The sequence below is a fragment of the Nocardia sp. GCM10030253 genome (genome assembly GCF_042675075.1).
GTDB lineage: Bacteria > Actinomycetota > Actinomycetes > Mycobacteriales > Mycobacteriaceae > Nocardia.
Genome location: NZ_JBHTDL010000014.1, coordinates 370,669 through 385,910, shown reverse-complemented (window position 1 = coordinate 385,910; position 15,242 = coordinate 370,669). Strand labels below are relative to the sequence as shown.

The window sequence follows — 15,242 nt, the reverse complement described above, 5'->3', positions numbered from 1 at the left end:
AGAGCGCGAAAACATTTCGCCGGGTGGTCGGCCTCCGGTCATATGCGGTTCAGTGGGTATCGGTAGCTGGTGAACTGCGGGTGCCGAAGATCCTTCCGGACGAAATCGGCAGTGCGACAGCCCCACTGGACTCGTGCCAAAATGGTCAACAGCGGTAGCCGTGGTGTGCCAGGTGTTGCCGAGATAGTAGGAGCGTGATGTATGGGTGGCAACGAACAACCCCCAGTCGTCCCCGGCCAGCAACTCCCCATCAAAACGGGCAACCCATGGCCGGCATTGAAGACCGCGGCGGCGGAGGGCAAATTCAAGTTCGAGCAGGAAGTTGCCTACAATCTCGCCAACGCGGCGTCGCTCATCATCGGTCAGATCCGCACTTTGCAGAATCAGACCACAATGGTCACCACCACGGTTCCCTTCGCCGACATGCCGTCTGGCATCGCCCTCACGAAGAAGCTGTCGGGCAAAGGTGATGAGCTGAAGGAACTCCTCGGCAAGCACATCGGCATCCTGCAGGACATGATCGATACCTTCATCGCCGCCGGCAAGAAGTTCGACGCCAAGGAACGCGAGAACGAGGCGATGTTCGACGCCATCAAGCCGTCGAAGATCGGGACGGCGCTGCCAGGTGCCCCGATGCCGATCGCGACCGAGAAACCGCCGTACTCGAAGGATCCCAAGGTCCATTTTCAACCGCCGAGCGAAAATCTCAAGAATTCCAAGGGATTCGAGCCGTCGACGATCATGGTGGAGAGCGCGGGCAGTCAGTCCTGGGAAGCCCTGTACACCCTCGGTGAGAGCATCAAGAACTACACGACTGTGCAGCGTGCGGCGAACTGGTCGGGTCGGTGGAAATGGATGGCCGAAATGGTCCAGCAAGTATTCTCCGATTTTCTCAACAGGATCGACTCGGTGACCGCGGATCAATGGGAAGGGCCATCCAAGGAAATGATGGTCGCTGCGATCAAGGCCTATGCGGCATCGGTCCCCGCATTGCAGCAGAGCATGAACCTGATCGGTGACAATCTCATGCTCACCTCCGGCTGGTTGGACTCGACACAGCTTTTCATGCCGACGACACCGCACAATCCGGGACAGCAGACTTACTCCATGTCTGGCAGCGGTTACGGCGGTTACTACTACTCGGGCTTCTCGTACACCGTCCCCGATCAGCTCCAGCAACACCGGGAATGGATGGCGAAGACCTACGCCGCAGGGCTGCCGCAATCCGCTAGCCAGGTCCCGTTGTTGGCGCACCCGGACGCGTCGTTCAAGGATATTCCGGCCGACCCGTTCAACCCGACCGGTCAGGATCCGACTAAGCAGACGTACCCGGGCGGTCCAGGCTCCGGGCCCACGTTGAGTGCGACAAATCCGGGCCCGAGCGCCGCGGACACTCGGAAGGCGCAAGAACGGGCCGAGGCGCAACGCAAAGCGCAGGAGAAATTCGAGCGTGAGCAGCGGGAGGCAGTGCGCAGGCAGCAGGAAGCAGCGGAGAAATACCAGCGCGAGCAGCAGGAAGCGGGGCGCCAGCAGCAACAAGAGTCGGCCGCGTACCAGCGCCAGCAGCAGGAGGCCGCGCGCAAGCAGCAGGAAGAGGCGGCCCAACGACAACAGCAACAGGCTGTGGAGCAGGCTGCGCAACAGACGCAGCAGGCCGCGCAGCAGGCTGCGCAGGAGGCGATGTCGGCGGGACAGCAGGCCGCGCAGGAGGCGATGGCCGCCGCGCAGCAGGCCGCGCAGCAGGCAATGGCGGGCGTGCCAGGGCTGGCGGGACTCGCGCCGGGGGCGGCTTCCGCGCTCGAGGCGGCCAAGAACGCGGCGCTGTCGGCGGGCAAGCCCGGCGGTCTCGGTGGCGCAGGCGCAGGCGCAGGCGCAGGCGCGGCGCCGGTGGCGAAGGAGTTGAGCCAGACCGCCAAGCTTTTCCCGCGCGCCGCCGCCGCGACGGCCGCGTCCGCGGCAGGCCGGATGCCGGGGCTTGCCTCCCCGATGGCAGGTATGCCCGGTTCGCCTGGCGCGGCGGGCGCTGCGGGCCGCGGTGCGGGCGATAGCAACCAGAACCACAAGCGCGCGGCGTTCCTTGATTCCACCGAGCACATGGAGGAGGCACTCGGCGACGCGCCACAGGTCGTCAGGCCGGTAGTCGAGAGATGAGCCGTACCTGGAAATTCACAGACCTCGAGTTCGTCGTGCTCTGGCAGCAGATGCGTGAGGACGTCATGCCGCGCCCGTTCGTCTTCACCACCGACATTCCGCTCGAGGAGGACTACCAGCGCGAACTCCATCGCATCCGGGAGCGGCTGCGGTACACGATCGACCCGGCCGTCCCGCAGCTGTTGATGGATATCGCCCGGCCGGACCTCAGCGTCCTGGTGCGAGGGATCGACGGCAAGAACCCCGACAATCCCGAGGGCAGCATTCGCATGATTGCGGCGCGCAGGGAGGATCGCGGCTACCTGCTCACCCAATTGCCGGGCAGGACAGTCCATCACAGTGGCGGCTTCACGATCACTGAATGCGATGTGCTGAGGCTGGCGGATGTCGTGGTCGCGGAGCTACCGAAAGCTCCTGCGGGCAAACAGAATCGCATTACATTGCGAGTGCCCCCGGACCACGATGGGATGGACCACACATACAATAAATCCGGCCTGTGGGACTCCCACGAGGACACCGATGACGCACACTCGCAACGGTTCTTGACTACGGTGCCGGCCACAGTCGGTGGCATCGAGGTGTGCCAAGGCATTTCGCGCTTCGGGCCGCGAGGCAGGGTAGCGCGTTACCTCGAATGGCGTGACCTGCCCGATGACGGGCGATACGTGATCACCCAGGACACACCGCCGACCGCGATCCCGGTCGACGCCAAACAGCTCACGGCACAGATCAACGCCGAAATCACTTTCGTGGTGCGGGCGATCAGAGACGATCGGACGTAGTTCGGGGTGTTCAGCCTGCGTTGTCGCCGTGATGTCGAAGGCGATGGCAGGTATGCGATCACGGTGGGGAACCTGCCGGTGGCGGAGCCGGTGGAACGGAAGCGACTGGCCGCGTTGATCAATGCCGAAATCGCGGAGGTAGTGCGGGCTATCAAGGATGAACGGGAGTGAGCGGTCGATAGGCGGTCGTAGACTTTAGGAGAGGACGAGCGGATGGGGGATGCCATGTCGACAGCGACGTCACGCAGCGGCTCGATTTCGGTCGAGACCACCGAACAGGGGTTGCCGATCGCCGTATCCGTCGAGCGCGCGGAGCTGCGGCGGGATCCGAAGGAGTTGGCCGGCGAGATCCTGCGCTTATGCAAACAGGCAGCGAACCGTGCAGGTCTGGCACGCCGGGCCGAATTGGAGGCCGCGGGGTTGCACGGCGATGTGCTCGCCCTGACCGGGCTGCCGAAGCCGGAAGATGTTGCGCGCCAGGAGCTGGTCGAAGAACAAGAGTACGAGGTCGAGCCGGGGAGCTGGTTGAGGTCGATATGAGTGACGCGATGGACGAGCTGGAGGCGCGGGCGCACCGGCAGCTGAATCGGATCCGCGAACTCGGCGAGCAGATGGCCGCCGTCCGGGTGCGCGAAACCTCGCCGGACGGTGTGGTGACGGCTGTCGTCGACGGTAACGGCGCGCTGTGTGACCTCGAGTTGTCGGGCGCGGTGTCGGGGTTGTCGCCGAACGAGTTCGAGCAGGTCCTGGTGTCCACCGCGGCAAGGGCGGCGCACCGGGCGTTCGCCGCACGGGGCGAGCTGGTCACCGCGTTCAATCATGAAGCAACAGAAGAGATCACACGGACGTAATTCGCACTTCCCTAACGGTTTCCTGGTATTTCGCTGAGTAAGTGGTCGGATGATCCGGTACATTGGTAAGTAACGGACTAATAGTCTTCCGGCAGCTGAGGTTTCCGATGAATGAACTTTCTGTTGTTTCAGATGCCCTTCGCCAATACGGAGATGCCTCCGCTGTCATGGCCACTGATGTCGCCGTTGCGGGTGCCACCAACCAGGCGGCAACCATCGCGGCCGCGATTCCGGTCTTCGGTTTGATCGGGCAGGATTTCCTTGCGGCGTTCGCGTACACCCAAGCCAACAACCTGATGTCGGTGACTGAGCTGGCCGCGGTGCATGCCATGACCGCGGTTGCCGCGCACGAGAGCGCGGCCCTGTACGACGTGACCGAGGATGCGGCGGTAGCCGATTTCGGGTCCCTAGACAAGCAATGAATGCGCCGCTGGATCAATCCGTTCTGGACCTGCTCCGCCAGAGCGCCGTCGGCCCGATGCTCGATCGGCCGGTGAACGACGTGCTCAGGGATATGGGTCTGCCTGCGCTGCCGGAGATTCCCGGGTTGCCGCCGTTGCCCGACCTGCCGCCGCTGCCGGTCATTGACCTTTCGCTGCTCGCCAAACCGCTCACCGATCTGGCGAGCAGCTTCGGCACCGGCCAACTGCCCTCGGGGCAGCAGTCAGCGGCATCGCCCGAGCAGCAGGCGACTGGGCAACCGGCACAGCCCGTCGTCGATCCCGCTCAAATGATGACCCAGGTCTCCACGGTGTTGCAGACGGCGATGACGCTCGGCAGTTCGGCGCTGCAGATCGTGATGTCGTTGTGGCAGGGCATGGGTGCCGCCGCAGCGGCCGAAAAGGGCGGAGAGGCGGCGACGGACGGCGCGGCCGTTGCGACACAGAGCGCGCAGACCTCTGCCGGTGTCGGCTCAGCGGCCGGCACGGTTTTCACGGGCGCCACCATGATGGCCGCGATCATCGCCAAGTTCATGACCTCGCTGGCGGCTTCGGCGCCATTCCTCGCCACTCCGGGCGGGCAGATGTTCCTGGTGGCGTTGACGACCGAGACCCTCGCCGAGGCGACCGCCGTGGTCGCGAAGACACGCGGCGAACTCACCGTGCACAGCGCGGCCATGACGGAAACCGGCACGAAGGTGCCAGTTACCAACGCCCCCAAGAACGTCGACCCGATGCAGGCCCTGTCCCAGATCATGCAGATCTTGGGCCCGCTGACCCAGCTGGCGACCACCGGAGTGCAGTCGCTCACCGCCGTGAACACCGCACTCAATCCGCCGAAGTCGATCACCGACCCGGACAAAGAGAAACTGGACGGGGAGGCAAAGGACGGGCTCGGCGCGGGTGGGGCCGCAGGCATGGGCGGTGGAGCCACGGGGGGTGGAGCCGGTGGGGTGGGCGCGATCAATCAAGCCCGGCAGCTGGCCGCGTGGACGGGGGCTCGCGCGACGGGCTCGTTCGGTCCCGCGGGCGCGAGCGTGCCAAGCGCCGAATCCGCGGGCAGCACATCGACTGCGGCCATGCGCGGCGGCTCGACGTCGGGGCCCGGCATGATGCCGCTGGCCGGCGCGGCAGGCGCCGCGGGTATGGCCAGGCCAGGCGGCGAGTCGAGTACCGATGGCCTGCGTGGCCAATTGGTGACCGAACAACACGGCCACGAGGTCGTGGGAGATATCGAAGGGGCTTCGCTGCCGGTGGTCGGTGCGGCCGAACGTGTGTCCGAACCACTGGACCCCGAACCGCCGGACAAGGCGCTCACCCTCTGACAGGAGGACGTCATGGAATTCGATCCGATCCAGTCCCGTAAGTCCGCTGCTGATCTGGACCGCCTGGCGAACCGGCTGGAGGCTGACCTGCATTCCAATCTTCCTGCGCTGAAAGTGGATTCGGCTGGCTTGGACGAGGTGTCGGTGCGGGCAGCGGAAACACTGGGCAGTGTCGCGAACTCCTACGACGAGACAGCCACCCAGGGTATCCAGGAGATACGAAAGCTGGCGGCCGCGTTGCGTTCCCAGTCCGATCTGCTCGTGCAGATGGACGACGACAACGCGAGTGATTTCGGTCCGGCGAGTTAGCGCGGAGCGGCACGCATGGTCGAACCACCGGTAGTCGGCTTCACCGGGGTGATCTGGCAGGCCAGACCCACCGATCAGCTGGCGCGAGATCTCACGACGGGGCGCGGTGCGACTCCGATGGCAGAGGCCGGTGCCGCATGGGCGAAGCTGGCCGCGAGTTTCGGTGCCGCGGTCGTCGAATACGACCAGATCGTGTCGAAGATCCGGGAATCGTGGCGGTCGGCCGAGAGCGAAGTCGTCATCGAGCGGATCACTACGTTGCGGGACTGGCTTGCCGACGCCGCCGTGGCCGCTGGTCAGAATGCCGGGCGGGCAGGTGGTCAGGCCGTGGCCCATGAGGTGGCCCGGCTGGCCATGCCGCACGTTGCCGAGATCGCCGCGCTGGAGACGGCACGGCAGGGGATCGAGCAGGCAGGCGCCGCGTTGGGCGCACCGCTGGTGGCGGCCGCCGCTGAGGTCGACACCCAGCAGGATCTGGCCAAGTCGAACGCGGCACGGGTAATGCAGAGCTACGAATCGGCGACCACACCCCTGGCCACACCATGGCAGCACCAGCAGCCACCTGTCATCGCGTCGAGCGCGGCGCTGGAGGCGGAGCAGGCGGGCCCGACGAGGACTACCAGCGCACCCGGCCCCGGTGTGATGGCCGCGGGCTTCGTCCCGCATGTCGGCGCCATCGCGATGCCGCGGGAGAAGACCGCCTATCGTGCGCAGTCCGTCGCGAAATCGGTGTCCGCCCCGGAAGTCGTTCCGGTGGAATCGACTCCGGTATCCGCTGACAACAACGCGGCGAGCAGGATCGCGCCGGGAGGCATGGCTCCTGGGGCGGTGATGGGCGAGGCCGAACGCACCGTTCGAGCAGGCGCCATCGCGGCGCGCCCTGGTGAGGGACTGGAGATCGAGGCGGGCGTCGATGTGGCCCCGCCGGTACTCGGTGCCGCCGTCGAGCAGGCGCCGCGTCCGACTTCACAGACGGAGGTTGCTTCGTGACACCGCTTCCGCACTGTTAGGGGATGTCGTGCCGACTATGACGAATGATGGGCTGCTCGCGGTATCCGGTCTGTTGGGTGTGCAGACACTGCCATTGGTCCTCGGCATAGGCCCGCAACAGGATTCGGTACAAGCCTGGACGGTGGCACAGCAACAGGCTCTGGCCGGCCTGCGTGCTTCGGGGCTCGTCGACAGCTACGACGAGGTGGACTCGGATCTCGCGGTGGCGCTGCATGTGCTGTCGCAGCCGGAGCGCGAGCTCGTCGCGCGAATCCACACCGTGGAGGGACCTCGGCGAGTTTGCTTGGCCCGCCGAGGATCTCAGCACGCGGTGGCCACCAGGATCGGCGACGACTTCGATATCCACACCACGTGGGCCGACGAAGACGGTGCCGCACTGGCTCGCCCGGTACTCGACGCGCTCGGGCCCTGTCCGCCCGCCGCCATCACGAGCTTCAGCGCGCCGTCGGACGAGCTGCGCGAACGCCTCGATGGGGCCGTCTCGTCCAGCGACTACGCCCAAGTGCTGTATTCGCTCGGTGTCGAGGAGCGCGATGCCATCGAGTTCGGGCTGACCATGTCCAGTTGCTTTGCGCACACCGAGATCGTCGCGAACGCCTATGCGGACGGCGCGGCAACTCGAACAGCCGGAGCGGTGGCCCTATACGACACCTCGCGGGGTCGAATCGCAGCCAGCCCCGGTGCCTCCCCCGACCTGAGAGTCTGGTCCACCTTCACCCCGGGCTCCGATCATCGGATCGCACAAGCGATTTCCGCGCTGATCGAAATACTTCCCGGAGGAAGGTGGATGCCCTAGCTCGCGCGTAGTCGAGAGCTGACTGTGCGAATTATTGGCAGCGTCAACCGAACACGATGAATAGCAGACGACGAAAGGTCAGAAGATGAGCAAGGTAAGTCTCGACGATGCCGCAGCCGCCGAGGTTGTGAACGATTTCATGGAGGCGGTCGGCGACATCAAGAAGACGATCGCTGGTATCGAGTCCGATATCGAGAAGGCCAAGCCCGGCTGGCAGGGCGACGCCAATACCGCATGCGGCAAGGCCGCCGTGGCATGGCAGGAAGAAGGCACCCGCCTGAACACGAAGCTGGACGACATGACGTCGAAGATCTTCGAGGGCGGCGAGACAAAGAACCAGGTCGACGCCGACAACGTCGATTCCTTCACCAACCTGGTCTGACGCCGGGTGCGATCATCTCATTTCGAAAGGATCCGACATGCTTTACGACCCCAATTTCTTGTTGCCGCTGATCGACGATCTCGACGGCCATTACAAAAATCTCAACACCCAGATCGAGCGCCTCGAAGGTGCGGCAGGCAAGCTGGTCAACGTCGCATGGGAGGACAACGAATCTGCGGTTGGGTTCAAATCGGCGCACGACAAGTGGAAGGCTGAGTTCAGCGACACCGCCCAAATCCTCGAGCGTATGCGCGATGCCGTGGACCGAGCGCTTGGCAATGCTCAGTCGGCCGACAAAAAGGTTTATGACAGCTTCTCCGGCTGAACCTCGATCGGTGGCCCCGAGGGCCCGTTCATGATCTACGTGGACGGGCCACTGGGTGTTTACGCCGGAACTGGTTGTGGTGCACCGAGATAGGTCATCTCGAAGGGGGTGGCGACCATGTGCACCGTGGTCATTCCGGTTGTGGTCTGCACGGTGACCAGGTTCGGGGTCTCGGCGTCTTCGGTCAATGTGACGTCAGGGTCGAAATGTCCGTCGCGACCTGCCGGTGATCGCAGCAGGATGACTGTGGCATCGGAGTGATGTGTCGACGGCGGTACCCCGTCGTAGACGATGACGGTCGCGGATCGGTGCGAGTTCGCGTGCTGTGATCCGGCCGACCAGGCGGCGAGCGACAATGCTTGCGGTGAATCGACATAGGCGACCATCTCTCGCCACGCGTCGTGCCGATCGGTGTGCACCACAACGGCTGCGCCGAGGGCTATCGCGCGCAGGATCACCTGTTTGGCGATGAGCAGGGCGCCGATGATTTCGACCCGCCGCACGTATTGGCCGACCAGCGGCAGCGCAACCCCCTGTCCGGAGGAGTCCGCGCCGATCAGCTGTCCGCAGCCGGCGATGGGCATGGACAGAGCGGCCAGCGAATCCGGGGTGCCCACCGAACCGTCGATGAGCAGCGCCGGGCGCTGGGTCTTGATCGGAAGACTGTGCAGCAGTGCTCGATACTGCTTGCCCCGCATGGGTACCAGGCCGGGCGTCGCCACCTCCGCCGGATCATGCCGGGTGTCGAACCGGACCGTTGCGGTGACTTCGATGGCTGGCTCCGGAACGGGGGTCTTGGTGTTCGTGTCTGTTGCGTGCTGGAGCCGCATCACGATCGTTGTCGCCAGGCTCTGGGTCGCCCAGATATCGGAAAATCCCCGTGGGCCGAGTTCGTCGAGCGCCATTCGGTAGGTGGCGGAATGAATTCCGTTGTGTTCTATACCGCGGGGTGACTCGGTCAACTGATCGAGCGTGGCGCCGCGAGTGAGCTGGTGCACCACGCCGGTCATGTCGGCGGCGGACAGCACCGATGCCGTGAGGTCACGCGCCGCGAGCCGGTTCGCTACCCGCTGGGTCGCGACGATCGCCGACCGCAGTGTGCCGATCGATCCACCGCCGCGCCGATCCACCGCCGCCGCGTTCGCCAGCGGGTCCAGCCGCAGCACCACCCAGCAGGTACGGTGCGCCACCGCGGGCAGCGGCCCGAGGATCTGGTCGTAGAGCCGCGCTACCGCGCCCGCGTCCGAGGTACGCGACCCGGTGCTGATCACATCGATCGAGGCAAGGGCGATGTCGAACTGGTTCAGACAACGCGCGAGTTCCGGCAGCGGCACCATGTCGCCGGTGCTGAGCCCGCTGGGGCTGAGCCGTGTCACGAAGCGGGGTTGTGTGTCGATGCGCAGGATGGTGATCAGATGAGTGCCGTCCCAGCGCATGCCGTAACTGCCACCCTCTGGCAGGGGAACATCGAACGGCGGATGGTGAAGACCGGTGGAACGGTTGCGGAAAGCATGCCACCGGAACGTGATTGCCTCGCCGATGACCGCGGCCGAAGATTTGCCGCGGAACCGGGTGAGACCGGCCACGGCAACCACCGCCGCGCCTGCGACCGCGGCCGGTGTCGGCGCGTCGAACGAGACCGAGACCAGGGTCGTTGTGATCGCCAGCAGCACAACCGGAATCACCAACCGCAGCGGGAACATTCGAAACAACCAGTAGTGCGGAGACTGTAGCGGCGGTGCCGGCACCGCCGCGGCCCGGTCGGACGTTGTTGACGCCATGCTCAATGATGGACCGAAGTTTCGCACCTTCGCTACTGTTATGGGAGCAACCCAGCGGGCACCTCGCGCGGTCGAGTGGCTTGGTCTGCTATGGCCCTGCTTACCAGCGTCATTTCGGAGGTGTCGTGCCGGCACAGTTGACTACGCGAGCACAAGTCAATGGATACCGGTTCTTGTTGCGTCGCTACGAGCACGCGCTGGTACGTCGAGATGTGCGGATGCTGCACGACCCGATGCGGTCGCAGACTCGCTCGCTGGTCGTCGGTGCGGTGCTCGGCCTGCTGGTGGTGGCGGGTGCGGCGATTCTTGCGTTCCTGCGGCCCCAGGGCTCGATCGCTGACGCGAAGATCGTCATGGCCAAGGAAACCGGCGCGTTGTACGCCGTCGTCGACGGCACTGTACATCCGGTGCTGAACCTGGCCTCCGCGCGGCTGATCACCCAGAGTAACGAGTCGCCGACCTCGATCAAGTCGTCCAAGCTCTCGGGGTTGCCGCGTGGCGCGCTGCTCGGTATTCCCGGCGCCCCGGCCCAGTTGCCAGGCTCGTCGACCGGCAAGAGTTCGAGCTGGGCGTTGTGCGATACGGTGTCGCTGTCCGCATCCGGCAGCGCGACGGCATCTCCTGGCTCGAAGACCACGGTGATCGCGGGCCGGCTCGAGTCCACGGCGGAATCAGTCGCCAGGCCGCTGGCTGCGGGTGAGGCGCTGTTGGTGATCAAGGGGGACAAGACTTTCCTGCTCTTCGATGGCAAGCGTGCGGAGATCGATCCCAAGGATTCGGTGATGGCCCAGTCGATGACACTGCGCAACCACCAGGCCCGGCCGATCAGCACCGGACTGCTGAACTCCGCCACCCAGGTGTCCCCGTTGACGCCACCGCCGATCGCGCGGCTCGGCGAGCCTGGGCCGGGGCGCCTGTCGAGTGTTCCGGTCGGTGGCGTGGTGCGGGTGCGTGGTGTGGCCACCGACGACCTGTATGTAGTGCTGGCCGATGGGGTGCAGCGGGTGTCACCGTTCGCTGCCGACGTGGTTCGCAATGCGAATTCCCAAGGCATGAGCGATATCACCACGGTGCCACCGGACCGGTTGGTCGGAGTGCCGGTGGTCAACCAGCTTGCGCTCGACCACTTCCCGCACAGTACGCCGAAAATCCTTGCCGCCGAGGACGCTCCGGTCGGTTGTATCGCATGGTTCAAGGGCGCCGAGGATCCGGACGCTACGGTGACAATCCTGGCCGGCCGCAAGTTGCCACTCCCCGAGTCGGCTATCCCGGTCGGGCTGGCCACTTCCGACGGCACCGGTGATCGCATCGACGCTGCCTACCTGCGGCCGGGTAGCGGGGAGTACGTCCAAGTGACGGGCATGGACCCGCAGAGTCCGCGCCGGGGCAGCCTGTTCTATGTGGGTGATACCGGCATCCGTTACGGTGTCCCGGACGCAGGGACCGCCGCGATCCTCGGCCTCGAAGAGAAGCCGCGCCTGGCTCCCTGGGCGATCATCGGCCAACTCGTCCCAGGCCCCACGCTGTCGCCGGCGGAAGCTCTTGTCTCCCACGACGTTCTCCCCAGCGGCACCGCACGCTAGCTGCCGAGACCGGGACACTCGCCGACCGAGCTCGCGGCCGCACACTCAGCGGCGCGACGAAATCAGCCTTGGTGGCGCAGCGAGGACTCAGCGCAGTGTAGAGAGAACGTTGCCGAGGGCGTTGCGCATGTCGTCGGCTTCGATCCGCATCAGCACGGACTCGTCGACCGCGCTCAGGTCCAGGTTTTCATCGTTGGCCAGCCGGAATTCGCGTTCCTCCTCGGCCGCTTCGATGACATTGCGGATGAATCGGCCATTGCCGGCCAGATCGATGCCGCGCCGCGGCTGGCCGTTCTGGTCGGTGCTCTGCTTGGTGTAGAGCGTTGTGCACGACTCGACCAACAGTGCGCGGGCTTCATCGGAGACCTCCGAATCGCGTTTGCGCGCAATGAATTGCCCGATCTCGCCCAGTTCGTCAGGGGTGTAGGAGTCGAACTTGACCCGCTTGGCGAAACGGGAGGCGAGGCCGTCGTTGGCGGCGAGCAATCGGTCGATCTCGCCGTCGTATCCGGCGATGATCACCACGAGCCGGTCACGGTCGTCTTCCATGCGAGCCAGCAGAGTGTCCACGGCCTCACGGCCGAAGGCGTCACCGCCGGACAGGCCGGCCTGGATCAGGGTGTACGCCTCATCGATGAACAGCACGCCGTCCATGGCGCTATCGATCAGCTTGGAGGTCTTGATCGCGGTGCTGCCCAGGTGCTGGCCGACGAAGTCGGCGCGCTTGGCCTCGATCAGGCTGTCGGTCTTCAGCAGCCCGAGCCCGCAATAGATCTTGGCGACAACTCGTGCGACGGTGGTCTTGCCGGTGCCGGGCGGGCCGGTAAAGGCAAGGTGCTGGCCGCGTGGCACGCTGGCCATGCCCTTCTCGGCGCGGATCCTGGCGAGTTGCGCGGTAGCTTGCAGCTTGGCGACCTGAGTCTTGACGGCGGCAAGACCGATCTGCTGGTCCAATTCCTTGCGGGCGGCCGCGAGGGTGCGCTTGGCTTTGTCGTCGCGCTCCTCGCGACCCATCTGGTCGGCCGAGGGCGCGGACGCGGGATCCCAGCGGTTGGTCCGCGCCTCGATCTGTTCTCTCGAGGTGACGGTGATGCGGTATTTGCGATCCCGCATGGCTCCGGTGTTCGCCTCGAAATCCGGTGCCTCCGAGAACACTTTCTCGAACAACGCCTGGGCCTCGACCTCGTTGCCGGTCTCGCGTAAGCACAGACCGCGGCAGAATCGCGCGGTTGTCGCGGCCGCGGGGATCGGGCCGACCTCGGCCAGCTCCATCCGGCGTATCGCTTCACCGAACAGTCCGAGCTGAGCACAGGCCGTGCCGACCATCACGTTCGCGCCCGCGGCCAGGAAGGCGTCGTCCCACTCGGTGGAACCGGCCAGCAAAGTCATCACGTCAGGCCAGCGCTGAGTCTGGTAATGCAGCACACCGCGCACGTAGGCGCAGATGCGGTCGTCGATCTCGCGCTCAGGTTGCGACAGTTGAGATTTGCGATACTCGGCGAGGTCGTCGAGCACCCGCTCCGCCTCGTCGAAGTCGCCCTCGGTGACAAGCATCGAGGCCTGCGCCAACCAGATCTCGACGTAACTGGCCAGCGGGTAGTCGATGTACTGGCCGACAACGAATCGGCCCGCCAGTGTCCGCGGCGTCAGCCCGAGCCTGCGTTGTTCCCGGAACAGGGTTGTCGGGCTGGTCTTGAACAGGTTGAACAGAACTTCGCGGGTGACCTCGCCTGCGGCGGCCCGGCCGAGCCAGGCATCGCACATGCCGGGGTCCCATTCGGTTGCCCTGGTGAACGCCAGCTTGGCGTAGTCGAGGTCGCGGACGGATTCCTGTCCGTCGATGACGAGGCCCAACGACAAGATGCCAGCGTCGAATGCGCGTTGTGCTTGGCGGTTTCCAGTCATGTGGGTAAGCCCCCAAAGCCTGCAGTTTTTGCGAGTTCCTGCTCAGCATACCGGCTGTGTGTGGGATACATTGTGTGCGTTGCCAAGCAACGGACAGTGCATATGTAGGGAGCTGCAGCTCGTGACCGAGTCGTTGTCGAGCGGCTTGGGTGCCGTTGATCCGGAACTGTGCCGGGTGTCGGTGATCGGCGGCAACACTCAACTGGATCTTGGTCTGCCCGCGAACATTCCGATCGCCGCGTTCATCACCGATGTAACCGAACTGATCGAGTCGCGCACCTCCGATCTCTCCGAGCACGAGGAGGGTGCGCCACTGCGGACCGCGCATTGGACGCTCGCCCGAATCGGCCGCGATCCGATTCCGCCGGACCAAACACTCACCGATGCAGAGGTATTCGACGGCGAACTGCTGGTGCTGCGCTCGGTGACGGCCAAGGAATCACCCGCGTTGTTCGATGATGTGATCGACGCGGTGTCCAAGCTGACTGCCGAGACATTCCGCAGCTGGTCGGCGGTGTCGGCCAGGTGGATGGGTCTGATCGTGGCGCTGGTTGCGGTGCTCGCTGCGAGCGGGCTGCTCGCCGCGGCCAAGCAGGACGGCGCGGGGATCGAGATCGGTTTCATCCCTTTGGGCACCGGCGTCGGCGCGCTGGCCGCGGCGTCCATCGCGATGCGGAAGTACCAGGCGCGATTGGTCGCGGTCGTGTTGTCGCTGTACGGGATACTGCTGCTCTTCGCGGCCGCTGTGTTGTTCGTCCCGAACGAACTCGGCAGCCCACATCTGCTGCTGGCGTGGGTCGTGGCGCTCGTCGCAGCCGCCGTCGGTTACAGCGTCACCGGCGTGGGCGCGACGATGTTCGCCGCGGCCATCACCTCGGCGCTGTTCGGCGGCTGCGCGGCATTCGTGCGGATGGTGTGGGACATCGACTCACCCAAGATCGCCGCGGGTGTGCTCGTCGCGGCGCTGATCGTGATCACCATGGCACCGCGGCTGGCCGTCGCGGCCGCACGGTTGCCGGTCCCGCCGGTGCCGACGGCCGGCGCGGCGATCGACCCGGCTGACCACGAGCCGCGGCCGACCATCGAGGATATCGGGGCAATCGGCGCAACGGCGCTGCCATCGGCGGCGGGGCTCGAGTTGCGGGCACGCGCCGCCAACCAATACCAATCCGGGCTGATCATAGGCAGTACCGTCGCCGCGGCAGTGGGATCGGTGCTAGCCGCTGATCCCCTTGGTGCGGCACGCTGGCAGGGCATCGCCCTTGCCCTGGTCGTAGCGCTGATCCTGTGCCTGCGCGGGCGCTCGTTCGCTGACCTCACCCAGGCAGGCACGCTGATTGCCGGTGGCGCTCTCACGCTGATCACGGTCATGATCGCGGTGGCGATCGGCAACGTGTCGTGGCTGGTCCCGGTCGCGGGGATGCTTCTCGCGGTCGCCGCGGCGATGGTGGGGTTCGGTGTGATCGGGCCGCACACCGAGATGTCACCGGTTACCCGGCGGATGGGCGAGATCCTCGAATACCTGTTGATAGTCACCATCATTCCGCTGGTGCTGTGGATCATGGAGTTGTACTCGGCCGCCAGGAACCTGTGATCGCGGG

The 15,242-nt window shown here is 65.4% G+C and carries 15 protein-coding genes; 13 read left to right on the top strand and 2 right to left on the bottom strand.

The window, feature by feature from the left end:
• Positions 1-201 precede the first annotated feature (201 nt).
• The 11 genes from ACFQZZ_RS31330 (at position 202) to ACFQZZ_RS31280 (ending at position 8,372) form a co-directional block, all read left to right on the top strand.
• Positions 202-2,151 (top strand): hypothetical protein, encoded by a 1,950-nt coding sequence (locus ACFQZZ_RS31330; protein ID WP_378687835.1) that lies wholly within the window; start codon positions 202-204, stop codon positions 2,149-2,151.
• Positions 2,148-2,933, top strand: coding sequence for an ESX secretion-associated protein EspG (locus tag ACFQZZ_RS31325; protein WP_378687833.1), 786 nt, complete (start codon positions 2,148-2,150; stop codon positions 2,931-2,933). Before ACFQZZ_RS31330 ends, ACFQZZ_RS31325 begins: the two co-directional genes overlap by 4 nt.
• A gap of 225 nt (positions 2,934-3,158) precedes the next feature.
• Positions 3,159-3,473 carry a hypothetical protein gene (locus tag ACFQZZ_RS31320; protein ID WP_378687831.1) on the top strand — a complete coding sequence of 105 codons (315 nt, stop codon included), beginning with the start codon at positions 3,159-3,161 and terminating at the stop codon, positions 3,471-3,473.
• Complete coding sequence (locus ACFQZZ_RS31315; RefSeq protein WP_378687829.1) at positions 3,470-3,784, top strand: YbaB/EbfC family nucleoid-associated protein; 315 nt, start codon at positions 3,470-3,472, stop codon at positions 3,782-3,784. Before ACFQZZ_RS31320 ends, ACFQZZ_RS31315 begins: the two co-directional genes overlap by 4 nt.
• Positions 3,785-3,891: 107 nt before the next feature.
• A complete protein-coding gene (locus tag ACFQZZ_RS31310; protein WP_378687827.1) occupies positions 3,892-4,206 on the top strand; it encodes a type VII secretion target in 315 nt (104 codons plus the stop codon).
• Positions 4,203-5,549, top strand: coding sequence for a hypothetical protein (locus ACFQZZ_RS31305; RefSeq protein WP_378687825.1), 1,347 nt, complete (start codon positions 4,203-4,205; stop codon positions 5,547-5,549). The genes ACFQZZ_RS31310 and ACFQZZ_RS31305 overlap by 4 nt, the downstream gene beginning before the upstream one ends.
• 12 nt (positions 5,550-5,561) lie before the next feature.
• On the top strand, positions 5,562-5,858 hold the full coding sequence (locus ACFQZZ_RS31300) for a PE domain-containing protein (RefSeq protein WP_378687823.1): 297 nt from the start codon (positions 5,562-5,564) through the stop codon (positions 5,856-5,858).
• Between the two features lie 15 nt (positions 5,859-5,873).
• Positions 5,874-6,848 (top strand): PPE domain-containing protein, encoded by a 975-nt coding sequence (locus ACFQZZ_RS31295; protein ID WP_378687821.1) that lies wholly within the window; start codon positions 5,874-5,876, stop codon positions 6,846-6,848.
• A 37-nt stretch (positions 6,849-6,885) separates the two neighbouring features.
• Entirely contained in the window at positions 6,886-7,665 is a 780-nt protein-coding gene (locus ACFQZZ_RS31290) for an ESX secretion-associated protein EspG (protein WP_378687819.1), read from the top strand.
• Between the two features lie 85 nt (positions 7,666-7,750).
• Positions 7,751-8,047 (top strand): WXG100 family type VII secretion target, encoded by a 297-nt coding sequence (locus ACFQZZ_RS31285; RefSeq protein WP_378687817.1) that lies wholly within the window; start codon positions 7,751-7,753, stop codon positions 8,045-8,047.
• A gap of 37 nt (positions 8,048-8,084) precedes the next feature.
• Positions 8,085-8,372 (top strand): WXG100 family type VII secretion target, encoded by a 288-nt coding sequence (locus ACFQZZ_RS31280; protein ID WP_378687816.1) that lies wholly within the window; start codon positions 8,085-8,087, stop codon positions 8,370-8,372.
• Between the two features lie 59 nt (positions 8,373-8,431).
• Here ACFQZZ_RS31280 and eccE read toward each other — a convergent pair whose 3' ends face one another.
• The gene (gene eccE, locus ACFQZZ_RS31275) at positions 8,432-10,075 is read right to left on the bottom strand and encodes a type VII secretion protein EccE (RefSeq protein ID WP_378687815.1); all 1,644 of its coding nucleotides are present in this window, start codon (positions 10,073-10,075) and stop codon (positions 8,432-8,434) included.
• Positions 10,076-10,290: 215 nt separating this feature from the next.
• On the opposite strand from eccE, the gene eccB reads away from it, so the two are divergent.
• Entirely contained in the window at positions 10,291-11,736 is a 1,446-nt protein-coding gene (gene eccB, locus ACFQZZ_RS31270) for a type VII secretion protein EccB (protein WP_378687813.1), read from the top strand.
• Between the two features lie 87 nt (positions 11,737-11,823).
• On the opposite strand, the gene eccA is transcribed toward eccB, so the two are convergent.
• Positions 11,824-13,641 (bottom strand): type VII secretion AAA-ATPase EccA, encoded by a 1,818-nt coding sequence (gene eccA / locus ACFQZZ_RS31265; RefSeq protein WP_378687811.1) that lies wholly within the window; start codon positions 13,639-13,641, stop codon positions 11,824-11,826.
• Between the two features lie 121 nt (positions 13,642-13,762).
• On the opposite strand from eccA, the gene eccD reads away from it, so the two are divergent.
• Positions 13,763-15,235 (top strand): type VII secretion integral membrane protein EccD, encoded by a 1,473-nt coding sequence (gene eccD, locus ACFQZZ_RS31260; RefSeq protein ID WP_378687809.1) that lies wholly within the window; start codon positions 13,763-13,765, stop codon positions 15,233-15,235.
• Positions 15,236-15,242: the final 7 nt, after the last annotated feature.

Coding starts and splice junctions, on each gene's coding strand:
- ACFQZZ_RS31280 (WP_378687816.1), top strand. CDS start 8,085: ATGCTTTACGACCCCAATTTCTTGTTGCCGCTGATCGACGATCTCGAC.
- ACFQZZ_RS31310 (WP_378687827.1), top strand. CDS start 3,892: ATGAATGAACTTTCTGTTGTTTCAGATGCCCTTCGCCAATACGGAGAT.
- ACFQZZ_RS31330 (WP_378687835.1), top strand. CDS start 202: ATGGGTGGCAACGAACAACCCCCAGTCGTCCCCGGCCAGCAACTCCCC.
- ACFQZZ_RS31320 (WP_378687831.1), top strand. CDS start 3,159: ATGTCGACAGCGACGTCACGCAGCGGCTCGATTTCGGTCGAGACCACC.
- ACFQZZ_RS31325 (WP_378687833.1), top strand. CDS start 2,148: ATGAGCCGTACCTGGAAATTCACAGACCTCGAGTTCGTCGTGCTCTGG.
- ACFQZZ_RS31305 (WP_378687825.1), top strand. CDS start 4,203: ATGAATGCGCCGCTGGATCAATCCGTTCTGGACCTGCTCCGCCAGAGC.
- eccA (WP_378687811.1), bottom strand. CDS start 13,641: ATGACTGGAAACCGCCAAGCACAACGCGCATTCGACGCTGGCATCTTG.
- ACFQZZ_RS31295 (WP_378687821.1), top strand. CDS start 5,874: ATGGTCGAACCACCGGTAGTCGGCTTCACCGGGGTGATCTGGCAGGCC.
- eccE (WP_378687815.1), bottom strand. CDS start 10,075: ATGTTCCCGCTGCGGTTGGTGATTCCGGTTGTGCTGCTGGCGATCACA.
- ACFQZZ_RS31300 (WP_378687823.1), top strand. CDS start 5,562: ATGGAATTCGATCCGATCCAGTCCCGTAAGTCCGCTGCTGATCTGGAC.
- ACFQZZ_RS31290 (WP_378687819.1), top strand. CDS start 6,886: ATGACGAATGATGGGCTGCTCGCGGTATCCGGTCTGTTGGGTGTGCAG.
- ACFQZZ_RS31285 (WP_378687817.1), top strand. CDS start 7,751: ATGAGCAAGGTAAGTCTCGACGATGCCGCAGCCGCCGAGGTTGTGAAC.
- ACFQZZ_RS31315 (WP_378687829.1), top strand. CDS start 3,470: ATGAGTGACGCGATGGACGAGCTGGAGGCGCGGGCGCACCGGCAGCTG.